This window comes from Lactivibrio alcoholicus (assembly GCF_055390895.1).
On record NZ_AP042471.1, the window covers coordinates 2,326,730 to 2,344,700 of the forward strand.

Here is a 17,971-nt window from a genome sequence, read left to right on the forward strand (position 1 = left end):
GGAATACGTTCGGGGCGGAAAACAAAACGTATTGTAACACTCTCCGCTTCCTGGGCGCTGGTCAGCGGGCGCCGCCGAGGAACGCCGCGAAGTCGTCGGGAGGCAGCGGACGGGAGTAGTAGTATCCCTGGATCAGGATGTCACTTCCCAGGGATGCGATGAAGTCGCGCTGCTCGATCGTTTCCACCCCTTCGGCCGTGATCTCGAGCCGGAGCTCCTTCGTCAGCGACACGAGCATGCGGAAGATGGCCTGCGTCTCCGTGTTTCCCGTGATGTCCGATATGAAAGCCTTGTCGACCTTGATGCCCGAGAGCGGCAGATGCCGGATGTACGACAGGGACGAATACCCCGTACCGAAGTCGTCGAGAGAGAAACGCACGCCTTCCCTGCGGAGGAGCTCCATCGTGCGGACCGTTCCGCTCAGGTTGTTCATGACGACGCTCTCGGTGATCTCGAGTTCGAGGAAGTTCGGATCGAGTCCGGCCTTCTCGATCGCGTTCATGACGGTGAAGTGGAAATCGGGGTTCGAGAACTGGTGCGACGAAACATTGACGCTGACCGTGATCGGGTGTCCCATCGCGAAGAATCCGGTCGCCTTTTTGCACGAGTCGAGAAGGGCGAACTCCCCGAGCCGGTTGATCTCTCCGATTTCCTCGGCGAGCGGAATGAAGTGCGCGGGGGAGACGAGCGTCCCTTCCGCCGTCATCCACCGCATGAGCGCCTCGGCTCCGGCGATCGCCTGCGTCCCGGCGACGATCTTCGGCTGGAAATACATCAGGAACTCGCCGCGCTGGATGCCCCGGCGCAGGTTTCCCTCCATCCGGATCCGTTCGTGGATGAGTTCGTTCATGTCGTCGGTGAACAGTTCGTAGGTGTTCCCTTTCTGCTTCTTCGCACGCGCCATCGCGAGAGATGCCTTCCGGAACAGTATTTCCGAAGAGTTTCCGTCCTGCGGGAAGAGACTGACGCCGGCGCTCGCGGTCATGTAGATATCGTGCGAATCCGGGAAAAACGGCGTGCGGAGGGCTTCGAGCGCGCGTTCGATTCTGCCGAGGGCCGCCATCGTGCTCTCGCGGAACGGGTATGCGACGACGAATTCGTCGCCTCCGAAGCGGGCGAGAGCCCCATCTTCGGCGAAGACTGCCTTCATTCGCCGCGCCGCCTCCTGGAGCAGACGGTCTCCGAGAACGTATCCGAGTGTCTTGTTGACGGCGTCGAAACGGTCGAGCCCCACCATCGCGACGATGACCCCCAGACCGGACGCCTGGGCGCGTTCGCACATCCCGCGCAGGGATTCGATGAACAGGAATCTGTTCGGAAGGGACGTGAGCGCGTCGTGAAGGACCTGGTGCCGCAGACGGTCCTTCGTCTCCTGGAGAGCGCTCATGTCCCGGAGAACCGCGATGTAGTTGATGACGTGTCCTCCGGCATCGGTCAGGCTCGTGATGTTCACGAGGCCGGGGAAGGCCTCGCCGCTCTTCCGCCGGTTCCATACCTCGCCGCTCCAGCGATGCTGCTGGATCAGCGAATTCCACATCTCCTCGTAGAACTCCCGGGGGTGACGGTCCGACTTGAAGACTCGGGGATTTTTCCCGAGGATTTCTTCCTTTTCGTACTCCAGGATGCTTGTGAACGCGGGGTTCACCGAGAGGATCGCGCCGTCCGGATCCGTGATGAAGACGGCTTCGCCGACGTGATCGAAGACTGTCCCGATGAGCGCGAGCTGTTTTTCCGTCTGCTCGAGAGCCGTCTGCCTGCTGTGGAGTTCCTCGTCGAGCGCCCGCAATCCGTCCTCGCGGGATCGGATGAGCGCTTCGAGTTCCTGATTGGTCGACAGGAGCTTCTGTTGTTCGGTGATGTCCGTCATCATCATGAGGATGCAGGGTTCCGTGCCCGTTTCCATCGCGACCGCCGAGAGCAGGAGTATCCGTTCCTCCTCGGGCGAGGGGCGGAACGAGATGAGGATTCCGTCCGGTGATTCGCCGCGTCCGATGGGGACGACGACCCGGCGTTCGAGCTCCGCGACGTCGAAAAGGGCGAGGCGGGCGAGTTCCCTTCCGATGATGACGGACGCGTCGCGTCGCGCCATCTGCTCGAAGGTCCGGTTGGCGTTGAGGAGGACTCCGTCCCGTAGGCGGTGGAGCGTGATGCCGAACGGGCTCGAATCGAAGAGCGCTCTGAAGTGCCGTTCGCTTTCGCGCATCCGCTTGGACGCGGCGAGCTCCCGCATGCGGATCCGGGCGGCCGTTACGGACATGGCGAGCGAGACGATCATCGCGGACGCAACCATCAGCAGCGCGATCAGGACGATGTTCCGTTTCAGGAGCGCAAGCTCCGTCTCGATATCGTCGATGTAGATTCCGGTACCGATGATCCAGCCCCATGGTTCGAAACGGGCGACATAGGCGGTTTTCTTCCCCTTTTCGGACGGCTTGTCCACGCGGGTCCATTCGTAGTCGATGAAACCGCCGCCTCGGGAGAGTGCGATCCCGATCATCCGCCGAAACAACGCTGAGAGTCGTTCTCCTTCGACTCCGGGAAGTTCTCCGGGAGCGCGTCCGACGATATCCGTGCGGAACGGGTGCGCGAGAACCCGTCCCTCGTCCGACATGATCCAGATGTAATCCCTGCCGTTCGGGCCGAACCGCAGATCCGGAAGGCGCTTCATGGCGACGCGTTTCGTGTCCTCCAGCGAGATTTCGCGAGAGAGGACCTCGTCGTTCTTTGAACGGAGGTAACTCAGGAAGACCTCTGCGATCGTGCGGCAGGTTTCGTTCTTGAGACGGCGGAAGTTCCTGTCGACGAGGGGAACGAGGGCGTAATACGTGATGAGGAGGAGGAGCGCAAGCAACACAAGCGACGGGATTATCCCGATGAGGAAGTACTGAAGGAAAAGTCGGGATTTCCCGGGGGCAGACCTGTAAACCGGTTCCTGTTCTCCGTGCGATCTCCCGAAAGAAAACGATGTCATCGAACACACCCGCGTGTCGTTCCGATTTGAAAATATTTATAATAGTACATGATGGAACGTTCAGGCGCAATTTTCCGGCAAGACGTGCAGGACTGGTATCGTCCATAATAGGCGGGACGATTCGGTGAGATTCTTTCCAAAGTCCGGTTGTCCGGGTATAGTGTCGACATCGGTCATGACTCCGGGCGAGGAGGGGATGTCCATCCGGAAAGAGAACGAAAGATCGCGACCGCACGGACTCTTTGTCTTTGCGGTTGTTTTCGATGCGGTCGCCAAGGCCGCCGCGCGGGCCTTTCTTTCCGGAACGACGGTTTCCCTGCCGTTCGGTGCGTTCCTTCGTCTTCACGCCAACCCCGGTGTCGCGTTCGGGATGGCCGGTTCATGGGGGGGGGCGCTCGGAGTCGTCGGAGTCGCCATCCTCCTGTATCTCACGTATGTTGTTCCCCTTCGCGGACGGGCGGGCCGGTACGGTCTCGCGCTCCTCTGGGCCGGAGGCCTCTCCAATGCCGTCGAACGACTTGCGCTCGGTGGGGTGACCGATTTTCTCTTTCTTCCGCTCGGCCTCGCGGGAATCCCCGGGCTCTTCGTCAATATCGCGGATCTCTGGGTCGGACTCGGAGTGTGCCTTCTCGCGGCGGACGTGTTTCGTCAAAGAGACGGGGCGGAACCGTAGCGATTTCTCCAGTGCGCTATAATCATCACGATGAATGTGCAGGGACGGGTCCTGCGCCGTCACCACGGGAAGGAATTGACACGGAATGAAGCCGGTTGCCGAGGTTTCCCTGAAGAACGTTCTGATTGCCTCGATGATCGCGGTCATAATTCTGACGACCGGTCTTGTCGGATATGTCGCGTTCGATGGCGGGCGACATGCCGTCGCCGATGTATCGAAAGTTTTGCGGGACGAGATTTCGTCCCGCATTGAGGAGCACGTAAAAAGTTTTCTCTCCGTTCCGCATCTCATAAACCGGGCCAATGCCGGAAGCCTCAGAAAAGGGCTCCTCGCCCCGGACGACCCTTCGGGGCTTGCCAGCCGCTTTCGGGAACAGATCGGCATCTTCGGGGCCGTCTCGAGCATCTCCTTCGGCAATTCCAGTGGAGGACTGGTCAACAGCGGGAGGGAAACGTCCAGCGACGCGCGATACGTGATCCTGACAGATGGATTCGTCGCCGGAACTTTCCGGAAATATGAGGTCGACGAAGAAGGACGGCTCGGCCGGCTTCTGGCGCGTATTCCGAATTTCGACGCTCGGACGCGCTCCTGGTATATCGATGCCGTCCTGAAGGGAACGTCCGTCTGGAGCGATATCTATGTTCTCTTCACGGGACAGGACATGGCCCTTCCGGCGAGCCTTCCCGTCCATTCGCGGCAAGGGGAACTGCTTGGCGTCGTCACGGTGGATGTCTTCCTGTCGCACATCGCCCGCTTCCTCTCGAGACTTCATTTCAGCCCCACGGGGCTCGCCTTTGTCATGGAGCGTTCTGGATTTCTCGTGGCGTCGTCCGTACGGGAAATGCCTTTCACGGTCGTCGCGGAGACCGGAATGCAACGACGCGTCAATGTCCTCGACAGCGCCGTTCCCGAGGTGCGACGCGCTGCGGAGTCGATTGCGAAGCGCTTCGGGACGTTCGGTAATGTCCGTTCGGCGGAGGATCTTTCATTCACGCTCGACGGCAGGAGATACACGTTGCGGGTCTGTCCCCTGCGGGATCTTCCCGGAATCGACTGGCTCGTTGTGGTCGTCCTTCCGGAGACTGCCGTCATGTCGGGCGTCATGAGGGAACATCGCGTGACGATCGCTCTGATTGCCGGTATTCTCGCGATCGTCATCTTTTCTGGAGTTTTCCTTTCCGGACGGGCGGCGCAATCGGTTCTCCGGTTGAACGACGCCGTCGCCGCGCTTGCGAGGGGCGAGCGTTCCGAAGTCGCGGATGCCGGCGGACGGATCCGCGAGTTCAACACGTTGTTCCGCTCCTGCTCCGACCTGGCGAACCGGATCCGGAAGACTGCGGACGACCTGGATTCAGAAGCCTTGCGGCGTGTCCGTGCGGAAAAAGCGCTCTCGGAGAGCGAACGGGAGTCGCGCGAACGTTCCGCGTCCGATCCCGTAACCGGACTTCCAAACAGACGGGCGTTCCTCGCCCGTCTCGAAGGCGAATGGATTCGCCTCAGACGCCACGGAGGCATTCCGGTTCCGTTGCTTCTGATCGCTTCCGATTCTCTGAGGCGTGTCAACAATCGATTCGGATTCGCGAAGGGCGACAGTGTCCTGACGACCATCGCAAGGGTGATTCGCGAATGCATCGGCGCCGAAGGAGTTGCGGGACGCATCGGCGACGCGGAATTCGCCGTACTCCTTCCCGGAGTGGAGGAAGAGACGGCGGTGCTGTTGGCGGAGCATATCCGTGAACGCTCGGAGGAGCAGCGCGCGATATCGGGGCTCGGTCGGGAGTTCTTCGTATTGCGTGTCGCCGTGACGTCGATCCGCGCCGACGATCCCGATGTCGATGCGCCGCTCATGCGTGCGGGCGTTGCGCTGGGCCGCGACGGGAGGGACTGATACCATGGCGACACTGACCAATGCGATCCGACTTCTCGAGGGAATGGGGATCGCCCTTGACGTCCGTACGTACGAACCGGACGAGGACGACCTTTCGGCGGGACGGGCCGCTTCGCTACTCGGTCTCGACCCCGGCCGGGTCTTCAAGACGCTCGTCGCGAGCTGCGACGGGCGGGATATCGTCCTCGCGTGCATCCCCGGTCCCGAAGAACTCGATCTCAAGCGGCTCGCCGCCGCGATGGGGCACAAGAGGGCGGAGATGGTCCATCTTTCGGAAGTCCGTCCGCTGACCGGGTATGTCCGGGGCGGCGTCTCGCCGGTCGGGACGAGAAAGGCCTATCCAGTCGTTCTCGACGAGTCGGCGTTCTCCCACGAACGAATCTGCGTCAGCGCCGGAACCCGCGGAGTCCAGATGCTTCTCTCGCCCGACGACCTCCGGCGTGCGACCGGAGCGGTCGTTGCGAAGATCACGCGCGGGAAGAGCGGCGCTTGACGGATCACCGTACGTGGAATAAAGTATCTGCGCATACACTTAAAAGGGACGGCGCTCATGGAACGATCTGAATTCGTCCGAATATTCAAGGCTCTTTCGGTGGAGACACGGGTTCGTATCGTGGAACTGCTGCTTCGGCGACCACTTTGCGTGAACGCGCTGGCGGCCCGCCTGGAGGTCACCCCGGCGGCAGTCTCGCAGCATCTTCGCGTTTTGCGCGAGGCCGCAATCCTGGTCGCAGACAAGAGGGGCTATTTCGTCCACTATCGCGTGAACGGGGAAACTCTCGACCGCTTCCGGGAGGGGCTTGAGGGGCTTCTTTCGACGAGACAGTAACGACGCGGGCGCCGGGAGCGAAGGGAGCGCAGGCATGTCCGCAATAGTCGTCAATGCGTTGCGAAAGAGATTCGGCGCGGTTCAGGCGGTTTCAGACGTCTCCTTTTCCGTCGGAACGGGAGACTTTTTCGGGCTTCTGGGGCCGAACGGCGCGGGGAAGACCACGACGATTTCCATGCTGATCGGGCTGGCGCGTCCCGACGGAGGTACGATTTCCATCGGAGGCGTCGACTGCTCCAAAAACCCGCGAGCCGCGCAGCACCTGATCGGCGTCGTGCCGGACGAAAGCAACCTCTACCCAGAGATGACGGGGCTCGACAACATCGCGTTCTGCGGGGCGCTTTACGGCCTGCCAAAGGCGGAGCGGCTCGTGCGGGCGAAACGCCTTCTCGACGAGTTCGGTCTTTCGGAAGCCGGGGATCGGCTCTTCGGAGGCTACTCCAAGGGCATGAAGCGCCGCCTCACGATCGCGGCCGGGATTATCCACGAGCCGCCGATTCTCTTCCTCGACGAGCCCACGACGGGGATCGACGTCGCGAGCGCCCGCGCGATCCGGCAGCGCCTCGCGGCGCTCCATGCTTCGGGGACGACCATCCTTCTGACCACCCACTATATCGAAGAGGCCGAACGCCTCTGCACCCGCGTCGCCTTCATCGTCAAGGGGCGGATCCTGCGCGTCGACTCGGTGTCCGATCTTCTCGAACCAGTGCGCGGCGTTCGCGCGGCGGTTCTGACGGTTTCCGGTTCCGGCGACGTCTGCGAACAGCTCTCCGGAACATTTCCCGCTCTCCGGTTCGACTCCGCGGGGCAGGGGCGCGTCCGCGCCGAAGGGACGGAACCCTTTCGGGTCGGGCCGATCGTGCGGTTTCTCGAAGAACGCGGCGTCGAGGTCGAAGAGGCGCGGAAGGTGCGTCCGTCGCTTGAGGATATTTTCGTCCGGATCACGGGCCTCGAAGCGGAGTCGATGAAAAAAGAAAAGGAAAAGGGCGGTGGCAACGGATGAAGCGGTGGATCGCGTTCTGGAACATCCTTCTGAAGGACACGAAGACGTACTATCTCAAGCCGCCGAACGTCAGCTGGGGACTGATCTTTCCGGTCGCGTGGACGGCAATGTTCTTCATCCGCTCGGGGCAGGGCGTCGAAAGCATCGCAGGCGTCCTGCCTGGGGTTGTGGCGGTTTCGATCCTGTTCGGGACGACGTCGATGCTCGCCGTGACGATCACGTTCGAAAAGAAAAGCCGCTCGTTCGAACGGCTCCTGCTCGCCCCGGTTTCGCTGGAGCTTCTGATGTTCGCGAAAACGTCGGGAGCGATCCTCTTCGGAGTGCTCAACGCGTTCGTTCCCGTGGCGATCGCGTCGTTCCTCGCGGACCTCTCCGAGGTTTCGTGGGGTGCGTTTCTCGTCACGACCTTCCTCATGGCCGTCTCATGCACATTCCTCGGACTCTTCGTCGCCGTGTCGGTCAGCGAGGTCTTCGAGGCGCAGACCTTTTCGAACTTCTTCCGATTTCCGATGGTCTTTCTGTGCGGGCTGTTCTTCCCGATCGAGCGGCTGCCGCTTCTGCTTCGGCCGCTTTCCTACGTTCTGCCGCTGACGTACGGCGCGGACGCGCTTCGGAAGTCTCTCTCGAACGGCGCGTCGATGCCGCTCGCGCTCGATTTCGCGGCGCTCGCCGGCTTCTGCGCCGTACTTTTCGCCTTCAGCGTGCGGAACGTGCGGCGGAAGTGGATCGTGTAGCGTCAGAGACGAGGCTCTCCGCTACGGCGAGGACGTTTCGGGAACGTCCTCGCACCGGAATTCGAAGCTATGCCGGAAAAGCGAAGACAGTTCCGGAGCCCATGGTTGCGAACCGATCGCCGAAGGCCGCGTAGATGGCCGCCTGTGCCCGGAACCCCGTGCAGTGTCCGGCCGCTAGGAGGGATGGCGAGAACTCCGAGAGTGCCGCGACGGTTTTCGCGATTCGTTCCTGCGATGCTTCGACGAGATGCAGGCCGCCGACGATCCCGGCGATGCGCTCCCCGGGAGCGGTGGCGTGTTTCAGGATATTGACGATCCCCGCATGGCTGCACCCTGTGACGATGACTGCGCCGCACCCGGCGACGCGCGCCGCGACCGCGATATCGTCCGGCATGGCGTCCGGGACGGCGTGACCCCGTTCGTCGATTGTCGAGAGGGCGATGCCGACTTCCTCGAAGTCCGTGACGCGTGGGACTTCGCCTGTCGTGACGAGTCCCGGCATCAGCTGCAGCGGTCCGGAAACCGGGAAGAGCGTTCCTCCCGCGGCGCGGATGTCCTCCGGTTCGTCTTCCTGCATGATGCCGACGTGACGAAGAAACGGCGCGGTGATGAAATTGGGCCGGAAGAGCGCCGGATGCGCGATGACCGGAACGTCCCTTTTCCCGATGGCCTTCACGACACGGGCGAGACCTCGGGTGTGGTCGTAGTGGCAGTGCGTGATCACGACGGCGTCCGCTTCCCCGAGCGGAATTCCGAGAGCTCCGGCGTTGTGGAGCAGGGTATCGGCGTTCTGTCCCACATCGACGAGAATCCGCCGTGTCTTGCCTCCGGCTGCAGCCTCGAGCCAGAAAGAGACTCCGTGTTGCCCGAGAAGCGGACTCTCGTACGGTGCGCTGTCCTCGACGAGGACGGTAACCTTGAGCGAATCGAGCATGATCCCATCATCTCCCGGAGAGACGCATTGTTGTGTTTCTTTTGCTATTATCGCACATCGTCGAAGACGCAACGCGCGACAGGCTCTGTTTCACGCGATGAAAAAACCCCGAGAGGGTTACAAACGAGGCAATCTGCGGTACAGTATGTGGTGTCCGTTCCACAGACGGAACGGGGGGCGAATCACACGATTTCCGAGCCAGGGAGGGGTTTTGTATGAATACCAACATCGTTCGGGTGGGGATCCTCATCTGCAACCGATACCACACCTGCGCCGGGGGGAAATGCCTCCGGTCGCTGCGGAACCGCGAAGGGGCCTTCAGCCTCTACAAGGGCAGGGAGGTCGAGCTCGTCGGCTATACGACATGCGACGGATGCCCGGGCGGGAATGTCGAGTACGCGCCCGCCGAGATGAAGAAGAACGGAGCGACCGTGATCCACCTCGCGACGGGGCTCGTGGTGGGATACCCGCCATGCCACAGAATCGATTTCTTCCGGCGCTACATCGACGAGGCGTACGGGCTCCCCGTCGTCATCGGAACGCACCCGATCCCGGAGAAGTACTACACGATCCATACGGCTCTGAAAACCTGGGAATCGCCTTCGTGGCAGGAGATGATCTCGCAGGTCGTCTGCGATCCGGAGACGCGGCTCGCCTACAACTGAGCCGCCGCAGCGTCGTACAAAGAACGGGCGTTCCGCCGGAAAGACGGAACGCCCGTTCTTCTCCACCTTCCGGCGATGCATCCGTCCGCCTCATGTGCGGGCGTTCTTCCGGAAGATCAGTGGTCGCAGGCGTTTTCGCCGCATTGCAGCGTTCCGGCGAGATAGTCGCGAACGACCTCGTCCGGAGTTCCGACCGCCGCTCCGGTAACGACGGCGATACCCCGTTCGCCGAAAAGTCCCTGCGCGCGCGACCCCATGCCGCCGGCGATGATCGCGGTGACACCCTTCTCTCCGAGCCACCTCGGGAGCAGGCCGGGTTCGTGTTCGGGAGCTTCGAGAATTTCGTTCGACGTGACCTTCTTCGTCGCGTCGTCGACGGTCAGGATCGCAAACTGCGGCGCGTGGCCGAAGTGCATGCACAGTGTTCCGTTCGCTACGGGTACGGCTATCTTCATGTTCGTGGTCCCTCCTTGAAATTGGATTTTTGCCGTGTTCAAATACAGCGTTCGGCGGCTTCGAGCCCGAGTGCGCCGCGAAGCGCCGAAAAGATCGTCCGGATCTCTCCGGCTGCGGTCCCCCCGTGTTCTGTAACCGTCCGGCCTGAGACCTGCGCGTCCGTCACGGCCGCATCGTACGAAATCCTGCCGAGGAGCCGTACGTTCTCGCGCGCCGCGAACGTTTCGATGCGTTTCGACATCGCCGGATTGATATCCCACTTGTTGACGCACAGGTATGCGGGAACGCGAAAGTGACGCGCGAGCCCGAGAACGCGCTGCATGTCGTGTTCTCCGGATACCGTCGGCTCCGTCACGATGACGGCCGCGTCCGCCCCGGTCAGGGAGGCGATGACGGGGCATCCGACGCCCGGGGGGCCGTCGGTGAGGAGAATCGCCCTGTCCCGTTCCTCCGCGATCCTGCGCGCCTCTCGGCGCACGAGGCTCACGAGCTTTCCCGAATTCTCCGCGGCCGCCCGGAGACGGGCGTGAACCATCGTTCCGAAGCGCGTCTCCGATACGAACCATTCGCCGCACTCGCGTTCGGGGAAGTCGATCGCCTGTACGGGACAGTTCCAGACGCAGACGCCGCACCCCTCGCAGGACGACGCGTCGATGAACGCGTGTCCGATCGCCGTCGTCCGAACGGCGCCGAAACGGCAGACCTCCGAACAGCGGCCGCAGGCCGTGCATGCATTCGTGCGAACGGTTGCGAGATTCCCCTGAATGAAGGCCTCCCGCCGCCGGGTTTCCGGCGCAAGCACAAGGTGGAGGTCCGCCGCGTCGACATCGCAATCGGCGACCACGGCATCACGCGACAGCGCGGCGAACGACGCCGTGATGCTGGTCTTCCCCGTTCCGCCCTTGCCCGAGATGACGAGAACTTCTTTCATCGGCGGACTCCTTTCTCCGAGGCCCGTTCCGCAGCACTCTCGGCGACCCGTTCGCACACCCTCCGCATGAGAGGAGACTCCGCCGTCGGGATAACCCCGCGGGAATACGCTTCCGCAACCCTGCGATCATCCGGAATGCGCCCGAGGATCGCGGTTCCCGTCGCGTCGCAGAACGCTTCGATGATTCCGTCGCGCTCGCATGACCGGTTGATGATAACGCCGAAAGGGAGAGCGAGTTCGCGGAGCGTTTCCACGGCGAGCGACAGATCGTGCAGGCCGAAAGGGGTCGGCTCCGTGACGAGCGCGACGTAATCGGCGCCCCGCACCGACGCGATCATCGGGCATGACGTTCCCGGCGGGCAGTCGAGGAGAACATTCTTCTCATCGTCCGCGGCCTTCTTTGCGGCCCGGATCAGGGGAGGTGACAGGGGAACGCCGACATCGATCCGTCCCTGAACGAGCGTGACGCGTTCCAGAACGTCGCTCGAGCCGGATTCGACGACACCGATCCGGTGCTGCTTTTCCGTTATCGCGCTCACGGGGCACGCGATCGTGCATCCGCCGCATCCGTGGCAGAGTTCTTTAAAGACGAGCGTCATCGCCGGAAGTGAGGCGATCGCTCCGTACCGGCAGATGGACGCGCATTTCCCGCAGTGGGTGCATCGCGTCTCGTCCACGAACGGAACAGGGATACAGATCTCGTCGGAACGGTCGATCCTGGGGTTGAGAAAGAGGTGCGCGTTGGGCTCCTCGACGTCGCAGTCGACGTAGATAATCCTGTTCTTTGCGACGGACGCGAGGGACAGCGCGACGGTCGTCTTTCCCGTACCTCCCTTGCCGGAAGCCACGGCAAGGATCATGCCCAGTGCCCTTCCACGTCCGCCGCGTCGATCCGTTCGAGTTTTCCGGTCTGAAAGAGCCGCAACGCTTCGGCGACCGATGGGGCATCGCTCGCGAACACCTCGATGTCGGCCGCCCGGAGAACATCGAATGCCTTCGGGCCGCAATGACCTCCCGTGACGACAGCCTTCGCGCCCGAACGGATCACGTTCTGCGCGGACTGGATGCCCGCGCCCTGTGCGGCGTTCAGGTTCTGCGTGTTTTCGACCGTACCCCAGGTTTCCATTTCCGGGTCGAAGACGAGAAAACGAGCCGTACGACCGAACCGTGCGTCGAGCGGCGATTCAGGCGTCGTTCCCTTTGCGGAAAAAGCGATCTTCATGAATGACGAACCTCCTCGACAGATGAATGAAGAGGTTCCCACATAAACCGGAAGCCTCTTCCCCGGACGCGGGAAGGAACGGAAAAAAGTGAATGGCGCCTCCGTTTTTCGCGCCGGTCGCGCGATACCTCTCCGCCGACTCTACGCGATCTCCGAAAGACGTTTCTTGAGCTCGGCGAGATTCCATTCAAGCGCCGCAACCTGATTTTCGAGCGCAGTCCTTTCCTGTTCGGGGCTTACCGGCGCAGCCGGAAAAAACCCATACGCCGGCGGAACCGCGCGGAAAAAGCCGCGTCCCATTCCGAACCCCCGTCCGAATCCGAAAAAACCTCTGCCTCCGCGGACATAGCCGGGGAACCCCGCTCCGGCGCAATACCCCATTCCGCGTCCCGTCATCGACCCCAGTCCCGTCGGTCCCGTTCCGTCACCTCGTGGCATTCTCAATCGCTCCCTTCGTTTGAATCCGGCGGCGCCCCATCGTCCCCGACGGGGAACACCCCTCCCATACCACCCTGTCGTCGTCGCGCTCCCGGAAGACTGTCGCTGCGAGAGGCGCCGCAGCGTCCCTTCCCGCGTCCCGTTCCGGGGCCGGCTCCGCACGGTCCTGTTCCGTCACCTCGCGGCATGATCGCTCCCTCCTTCCGCCAAAGGCACAACGCCCGATTCTTTTGCCCTTTCGAGGAATGCGTTCATCGAGCGCGTCATGTTCCCGAGCACCGTCACCCATTGGCGGAGGCGGTTCTCTCCCGCCGGAGTGATCGCGTACATCCTGCGGGCCGCACCCGCGCCCGACGTGTCCCATTCGGACACGACGAATCCCTCTCCCTCGAGGCGCTGAAGGATGCGATAGAGCCCTCCCAGATCGACGGAAGAGTCGGTGAGCGTGCACTCGGCGAGATCCCCGGCGAGTTCGTATCCGTGAGAGTGGCCTTTGGTTTTCAGAAGAAAGAGGACGACGGGTTCGACGAAACGGTAGATATTCCCCATTCCGCACGAACACGGGCCGTTCCCGTGTCGTCTGCATCGCCCCTGCGGCATGTCGTCGCCTCCGTTCCGTGATTCGGGAAAACCGTTTCATTGCGTTCCGCTGAAAGAGTACCACATAAATCTTATATATGCAAGTTGCATATATAAGACAGATTCCCTTCGGCCGATTCTCGTGTCGATGCCCCAAAAACGACGAGCGGAACCGTCATCGCGGTTCCGCTCGTCGTTCCCCCTGTCATTCGGCACGTCCCCGCGCCTTCCGGCCGTCCGCGCGGGGAATCATTTCTCCGTGACGACGGCGTCTCCGCGACGGACGACGCCGCTTCGGATCACCGAGAGGAAAAAGCCGACCGTCGGAAGCAGGCAGTATCCTCGATAGTCGTACGAATGCGGTTCACCGGGGCGTTTGCCGCGTTCGACGACCCGAAGGAGCGCCGTCCCGGCCTCGATGACCGTTCCCGTCGGAAGGTCCGACGGGAGGCCCGAGATCACGAGATTTTCGGCGAGCGCCCCCGGCGGGAACGGAAATCCGGCCTTCTCCGCCGCAGCGTTGATGTCTTCTTCGCGCAACATGCTGACCTCTCGCGATGAGACGCCGAAGTGCGAATCCCCCCTGATGCCTCCGGGTTCGAGAAACGCAATGTCGACAGGAACCTTCGGTTCCCGTCGCGCCGGGCTCACGCACACGGCGACGATCGTCGCATTCATGGGCGATATCCTCCTTGTTGGACCTCGAGCTGTGTTGTATTTCTCCATTCATGTATTATAGACGCACGATACGCGAACAAAAGGAGGGGGAAGCCATGAGTTCCCGAAATGTGCGCCTTGCGGTGCAGGTGGCGTTTCTCGCGTTCATGTCGTGGATGGGCTACAGGCATCAGGTGCTCGGCGGCGGCCCGACGGGCGTTCCAACCGTGGACGCGATGTGTCCGTTCGGCGGCCTCGAATCCCTGTACGCCTTCCTGGGTACGGGAGGATGGCTCCGACGCGTCGCGCCGAGCGCCCTCGTCCTGTTCGTCGGCGTCGTTCTCGTAACGATTGTCGTCGGGCGCGTCTTCTGCGGATGGATCTGTCCCCTCGGGACGATCGGCGAGCTTTCGGCCTCCGCAGGGCGAAAAGTCGGGATCCGGAGACTCTCCCTCCCTTCGTCGATCGATCGTCCCGCGCGGTATCTCAAGTATCTCACGCTCGGGATCATCATTTTTCTGACGTGGAAGACCGGGACGCTCGTTTGGAGAGGTCTCGATCCCTGGGTCGCCTGGATGCACCTCTCGGCGGGAATTGGAGAGATGTCGGAGAACCCGTGGGGGTACGCAGTTCTCTTCGGAGCCGTGATCGCCGCGAGTTTCGTCGGCGTCGAACGCTTCTGGTGCCGCTACCTCTGTCCGCTCGGAGGCGTTCTTGCGATCATCCAGAAGCTGAGCCTCGTGAAGATCCGGCGGAACGAAGCCCGGTGCGTCAACTGTCATGCCTGCGGCCGCTCATGTCCCGTCGGACTCGACCCCGAGACCGTTCCCGTCGTGAGAAGTGCGGAGTGCCTCGCGTGCGGACAGTGCGCCGAACGTTGCCCGGTTCCCGATACGCTGCGCTTCGGAACTGCCGCACGAAACCATTCCGTTATGTTCGTCGGACTTCTCGGCGTCGCACTGTTTCTCGGCATCTGGGGAGGCGCGAAAGCGACGGGGCTGTGGGTGACCTACGCGTCGCCGAAGACGGCGCAGAGCGCCTCGGCGGATTCCATATTCGGATGGATGACGATTTCGCAGGCCGCGAAGGCCGTGAAGCTGCCCGAAGACGTCTTCATCTCGGCCGCGGGGCTTCCGGAGACCGTGTCCCGGGATGTTTCGATCAAGAAGCTGCCGGGAGTCAACGACGAGAAGGTCCGGGAGTCGGTCGGCGATTATCTCAAACGAAAGGATGCACAGAGCCCGAAACCGTAATTCCGGGGTTTCTTCCGAACGGTTTGATGCTATAATACCTGTATAGAGTAATTTCACAGAGTAAAGGGAGGGATTCCACATGCAGGAGGGAAAGGCGAGTTGCGAGCGGCCGGCGGCGGTCGTCGCCGCGATGGAGAGCGCCGGGACGGGCGCTCTGGAAGAACCGAAGAAGGAGGCGAAGGGAATGACGATCATGGTCGGAAGAAAGGCTCCGGATTTCACGGCGCCAGCGTACCACAAGGGAAGTTTCACCCCGGTGTCGCTGTCATCGTTCCTCGGAAAGTGGGTTGTCGTCTGCTTCTATCCCGGGGACTTCACATTCGTCTGAGCGACCGAAGTATCGGCGGTCGCCGATAAATACCCGGAATTCCAGGCCCTCGGAACAGAAGTGATTTCCGTCAGCGTCGACAGCCAGTTCGTTCATAAGGTGTGGAACGACGTCGAACTGTCGAAGATGGTCGAAGGCGGCGTACCCTTCGCGATGGCGTCGGACAGCGGCGGAGCGATCGGCCGCGCCTACGGCGTCTATGACGAGGTCGCGGGAGTTGACGTCCGCGGGCGCTTCCTCATCGACCCGGACGGCGTGATCCAGGGCATGGAGGTCCTGACGCCCCCGGTCGGACGCAATGTCGACGAGACGCTGCGGCAGATCCGCGCCTTCCAGCACGTCCGCGAGACGAAGGGCGGAGAGGTGACCCCTTCGGGCTGGACGCCGGGCGGCAAGGTCCTGAAGCCGGGTATCGGTCTCGTGGCAAACGTCTGGAAAGAGTGGAATCCCAAAGACGTCTACGGCAAGCGCTGAAGTGAAACGCCGGGGGCCTTCGCGGGCCCCCTTCGTGTCTCCGGTGATTCCCGGAGGAGTGAGAGAATCGGGGTGAGGGGTATGGCGGAACGCAGGGACGCATTGTGGAACCCGTATGTGTCCGGCGCGCTCGCGGGGGTGCTCTCCGTCGCATCGGTCGCCTTTGCGGGCAAGTACCTGGGGGCGTCGACGACGTTCGTCCGCGCCGCGGGCTACGTCGAAAAGGCATTCGGCCCGGAACGGGTCGCGCAGATGGCGTACTTCATGAAGGAAGCCCCGAAGATCGACTGGCAGTTCATGTTCGTGATCGGGATCTTCGTCGGATCGCTCGCGGCGGCCGTTCTCTCCGGGACCTTTTCCTTCCGTTCGGTTCCGGACATGTGGCGGGAGCGTTTCGGCGCGGGGATCGGCAAGAGGAGCGCGGCGGCGTTCATCGGCGGCGTCGTCGCGATGATCGGCACGCGCCTCGCGGACGGCTGACCGAGCGGTCACGGGCTGAGCGGGTCGCTTCAGCTTGCGGTCAGCGGATTCATCGCGCTCGCGATGTTCTTCGTCGTCGGTGCCCTGGTGGCCAGGATGCTGTACGGAGGTGACGACACATGAACCGGGAAATGGTTTTCGGACTCGTCACGGGAATCATCTTCGGCGTCCTCTTGCAGCGCGCCGGCGTGATCCGGTACGACAAGCAGCTCGCGGCGCTGCGCCTTCGCGACATGACGATCCTCAAGTTCATGCTCTCGACGATCTGCGTCGCGATGGTCGGAACGTACCTTCTCGTCGATCTCGGAATGGCGAAACTGTCGACAAAACCGACGATTCTGGGCGGCGTCGTCATCGGCGGCGCGCTCTTCGGCGTCGGATGGGCGATCTTCGGGTACTGCCCTGGAACGGCGATGGGTGCGCTCGGCGAGGGGCGGCTGGACGCGGCCTTCGGCCTTGCGGGGATGCTTGTCGGGGCGGGAATCTATGCCGAAATCTACCCGCTTATGAAGAATACGGTCCTCACCTGGGGCGACTACGGAAAGATAACGGTCCCGCAGTTGCTCGGCGTCAATCACTGGATCGTCATTGCTGTCTTCGTGGCGGGAACGCTTGTGCTTTTCCGGTGGTTCGAGAAGAAGGGGCTCTGAACGACGCGGGCGGAGGGAATCCCCTCCGCCCTTTTTTGCGGTTCTTCGCGGCTACAGGAACTCGACGCCGCGCTCGATCCTGTTGAAACAGGCGATGCAGAGCGTTGCGCCCCTGTAGAACCGTCCCCTCGGCTCCATGAAAGGCTCGCCGCACTTGTCGCAGACGAGCGTCGGAAAGAGCCGCGCCCGATCGGGAAGCGCGAACGGAACCCTCCCGATCTCGAAGAGATCGTCGAGGTCGGCCTCCATGATCAGGTCGCAGCGTTTGAGCTGTGCGGCGTCGAACGCCTTCTCCTCTTCCGGCGTCGCTCGTCCCGACGCGATCAGCATCCTGAGTTCGAGTCGCGCGCGGTCATCGGGACGCGGAGCGTGCTTCGCGACGATCCTGAATGATCGCCCGTCGCTCCGGCGAAAAAAGCTGAACGCGACCTTCCCGTGGTCGAGGAAGAGGAGGTTGCCTTTCCCGAACGTGCATCCCGTGAGGAACTGAACGGCGTCTACGGCGCACATGTCCGTCTCGGTCACCGCGACAATCTCTTCGTCCCGGCTCGAACCGACCTCCCGGAGCGCGATCTCCGACGCGCGGATTCCGATGGAAAGGCCCGGGCACCGGTGCCCGTGGAACGCGATCGTACGTCCGATCGTCGCTTTGTCGATGGTACATCCAACCACGTGTCATTCCTCCGTTCCGTGTGACGATATCATAGAATTGTAACACAGGTGCGCTGAGCTGCTTGGGTGCACACCAACTATATGCCTCTCGCGTGCTTTTGCGACCCGACCGACGGAGAAATCATAGCACGTAA

The 17,971-nt window shown here is 62.3% G+C and carries 22 protein-coding genes; 11 read left to right on the forward strand and 11 right to left on the reverse strand.

What is annotated here, in order from left to right; translation table 11 throughout:
• Positions 1-61: 61 nt before the first annotated feature.
• Positions 62-2,971 (reverse strand): EAL domain-containing protein, encoded by a 2,910-nt coding sequence (locus tag ACZ5IU_RS10665; RefSeq protein ID WP_464417097.1) that lies wholly within the window; start codon positions 2,969-2,971, stop codon positions 62-64.
• 196 nt (positions 2,972-3,167) lie between these two features.
• Here ACZ5IU_RS10665 and ACZ5IU_RS10670 point away from each other — a divergent pair, with 196 nt between their 5' ends.
• The 6 genes from ACZ5IU_RS10670 to ACZ5IU_RS10695 all read left to right on the forward strand — a co-directional run bounded on the left by ACZ5IU_RS10670 (position 3,168) and on the right by ACZ5IU_RS10695 (position 8,098).
• Positions 3,168-3,644 carry a signal peptidase II gene (locus tag ACZ5IU_RS10670; protein ID WP_464417099.1) on the forward strand — a complete coding sequence of 159 codons (477 nt, stop codon included), beginning with the start codon at positions 3,168-3,170 and terminating at the stop codon, positions 3,642-3,644.
• An 85-nt stretch (positions 3,645-3,729) separates the two neighbouring features.
• The gene (locus tag ACZ5IU_RS10675; RefSeq protein ID WP_464417101.1) at positions 3,730-5,532 is read left to right on the forward strand and encodes a diguanylate cyclase domain-containing protein; all 1,803 of its coding nucleotides are present in this window, start codon (positions 3,730-3,732) and stop codon (positions 5,530-5,532) included.
• 4 nt (positions 5,533-5,536) lie between these two features.
• Positions 5,537-6,025: a Cys-tRNA(Pro) deacylase gene (ybaK, locus tag ACZ5IU_RS10680; RefSeq protein ID WP_464417103.1), complete on the forward strand. Its 489-nt coding sequence runs from the start codon at positions 5,537-5,539 to the stop codon at positions 6,023-6,025.
• A gap of 57 nt (positions 6,026-6,082) precedes the next feature.
• Positions 6,083-6,361, forward strand: coding sequence for an ArsR/SmtB family transcription factor (locus ACZ5IU_RS10685; protein WP_464417105.1), 279 nt, complete (start codon positions 6,083-6,085; stop codon positions 6,359-6,361).
• A gap of 34 nt (positions 6,362-6,395) precedes the next feature.
• Positions 6,396-7,364: an ABC transporter ATP-binding protein gene (locus ACZ5IU_RS10690; RefSeq protein ID WP_464417107.1), complete on the forward strand. Its 969-nt coding sequence runs from the start codon at positions 6,396-6,398 to the stop codon at positions 7,362-7,364.
• A complete protein-coding gene (locus ACZ5IU_RS10695) occupies positions 7,361-8,098 on the forward strand; it encodes an ABC transporter permease (protein WP_464417109.1) in 738 nt (245 codons plus the stop codon). The genes ACZ5IU_RS10690 and ACZ5IU_RS10695 overlap by 4 nt, the downstream gene beginning before the upstream one ends.
• 67 nt (positions 8,099-8,165) lie before the next feature.
• On the opposite strand, the gene ACZ5IU_RS10700 is transcribed toward ACZ5IU_RS10695, so the two are convergent.
• Complete coding sequence (locus ACZ5IU_RS10700; RefSeq protein ID WP_464417111.1) at positions 8,166-9,032, reverse strand: MBL fold metallo-hydrolase; 867 nt, start codon at positions 9,030-9,032, stop codon at positions 8,166-8,168.
• Positions 9,033-9,247: 215 nt separating this feature from the next.
• On the opposite strand from ACZ5IU_RS10700, the gene ACZ5IU_RS10705 reads away from it, so the two are divergent.
• Entirely contained in the window at positions 9,248-9,697 is a 450-nt protein-coding gene (locus ACZ5IU_RS10705) for a CGGC domain-containing protein (RefSeq protein ID WP_464417113.1), read from the forward strand.
• A 116-nt stretch (positions 9,698-9,813) separates the two neighbouring features.
• On the opposite strand, the gene ACZ5IU_RS10710 is transcribed toward ACZ5IU_RS10705, so the two are convergent.
• The 8 genes from ACZ5IU_RS10710 to ACZ5IU_RS10745 all read right to left on the reverse strand — a co-directional run bounded on the left by ACZ5IU_RS10710 (position 9,814) and on the right by ACZ5IU_RS10745 (position 14,001).
• Positions 9,814-10,152 (reverse strand): NifB/NifX family molybdenum-iron cluster-binding protein, encoded by a 339-nt coding sequence (locus ACZ5IU_RS10710; RefSeq protein WP_464417115.1) that lies wholly within the window; start codon positions 10,150-10,152, stop codon positions 9,814-9,816.
• 38 nt (positions 10,153-10,190) lie between these two features.
• A complete protein-coding gene (locus ACZ5IU_RS10715; RefSeq protein WP_464417117.1) occupies positions 10,191-11,084 on the reverse strand; it encodes an ATP-binding protein in 894 nt (297 codons plus the stop codon).
• On the reverse strand, positions 11,081-11,944 hold the full coding sequence (locus tag ACZ5IU_RS10720) for an ATP-binding protein (protein ID WP_464417119.1): 864 nt from the start codon (positions 11,942-11,944) through the stop codon (positions 11,081-11,083). Before ACZ5IU_RS10720 ends, ACZ5IU_RS10715 begins: the two co-directional genes overlap by 4 nt.
• On the reverse strand, positions 11,941-12,306 hold the full coding sequence (locus ACZ5IU_RS10725) for a NifB/NifX family molybdenum-iron cluster-binding protein (protein ID WP_464417121.1): 366 nt from the start codon (positions 12,304-12,306) through the stop codon (positions 11,941-11,943). Before ACZ5IU_RS10725 ends, ACZ5IU_RS10720 begins: the two co-directional genes overlap by 4 nt.
• A 141-nt stretch (positions 12,307-12,447) precedes the next feature.
• Positions 12,448-12,744 carry a DUF5320 domain-containing protein gene (locus tag ACZ5IU_RS10730; RefSeq protein WP_464417123.1) on the reverse strand — a complete coding sequence of 99 codons (297 nt, stop codon included), beginning with the start codon at positions 12,742-12,744 and terminating at the stop codon, positions 12,448-12,450.
• Positions 12,745-12,746: 2 nt separating this feature from the next.
• Positions 12,747-12,932 (reverse strand): DUF5320 domain-containing protein, encoded by a 186-nt coding sequence (locus tag ACZ5IU_RS10735; protein WP_464417125.1) that lies wholly within the window; start codon positions 12,930-12,932, stop codon positions 12,747-12,749.
• Positions 12,919-13,344: a PadR family transcriptional regulator gene (locus tag ACZ5IU_RS10740; RefSeq protein WP_464417127.1), complete on the reverse strand. Its 426-nt coding sequence runs from the start codon at positions 13,342-13,344 to the stop codon at positions 12,919-12,921. Before ACZ5IU_RS10740 ends, ACZ5IU_RS10735 begins: the two co-directional genes overlap by 14 nt.
• 228 nt (positions 13,345-13,572) lie before the next feature.
• Positions 13,573-14,001, reverse strand: a complete 429-nt coding sequence (locus ACZ5IU_RS10745) for an MOSC domain-containing protein (protein WP_464417129.1) — start codon at positions 13,999-14,001, stop codon at positions 13,573-13,575.
• A 95-nt stretch (positions 14,002-14,096) separates the two neighbouring features.
• Between ACZ5IU_RS10745 and ACZ5IU_RS10750 the strand changes: the two genes are divergently transcribed.
• The 4 genes from ACZ5IU_RS10750 to ACZ5IU_RS10765 all read left to right on the forward strand — a co-directional run bounded on the left by ACZ5IU_RS10750 (position 14,097) and on the right by ACZ5IU_RS10765 (position 17,165).
• Positions 14,097-15,233, forward strand: a complete 1,137-nt coding sequence (locus tag ACZ5IU_RS10750; protein WP_464417131.1) for a 4Fe-4S binding protein — start codon at positions 14,097-14,099, stop codon at positions 15,231-15,233.
• 193 nt (positions 15,234-15,426) lie between these two features.
• Positions 15,427-16,035 (forward strand): thioredoxin-dependent peroxiredoxin, encoded by a 609-nt coding sequence (prxU, locus tag ACZ5IU_RS10755; RefSeq protein ID WP_464421898.1) that lies wholly within the window; start codon positions 15,427-15,429, stop codon positions 16,033-16,035.
• Positions 16,036-16,116: 81 nt separating this feature from the next.
• Positions 16,117-16,515, forward strand: coding sequence for a YeeE/YedE thiosulfate transporter family protein (locus tag ACZ5IU_RS10760; protein WP_464417133.1), 399 nt, complete (start codon positions 16,117-16,119; stop codon positions 16,513-16,515).
• A gap of 119 nt (positions 16,516-16,634) precedes the next feature.
• On the forward strand, positions 16,635-17,165 hold the full coding sequence (locus tag ACZ5IU_RS10765) for a DUF6691 family protein (RefSeq protein WP_464417135.1): 531 nt from the start codon (positions 16,635-16,637) through the stop codon (positions 17,163-17,165).
• Positions 17,166-17,216: 51 nt separating this feature from the next.
• Here ACZ5IU_RS10765 and ACZ5IU_RS10770 read toward each other — a convergent pair whose 3' ends face one another.
• Positions 17,217-17,837 (reverse strand): FmdE family protein, encoded by a 621-nt coding sequence (locus tag ACZ5IU_RS10770; RefSeq protein ID WP_464417137.1) that lies wholly within the window; start codon positions 17,835-17,837, stop codon positions 17,217-17,219.
• Between the last annotated feature and the right edge of the window lie 134 nt (positions 17,838-17,971).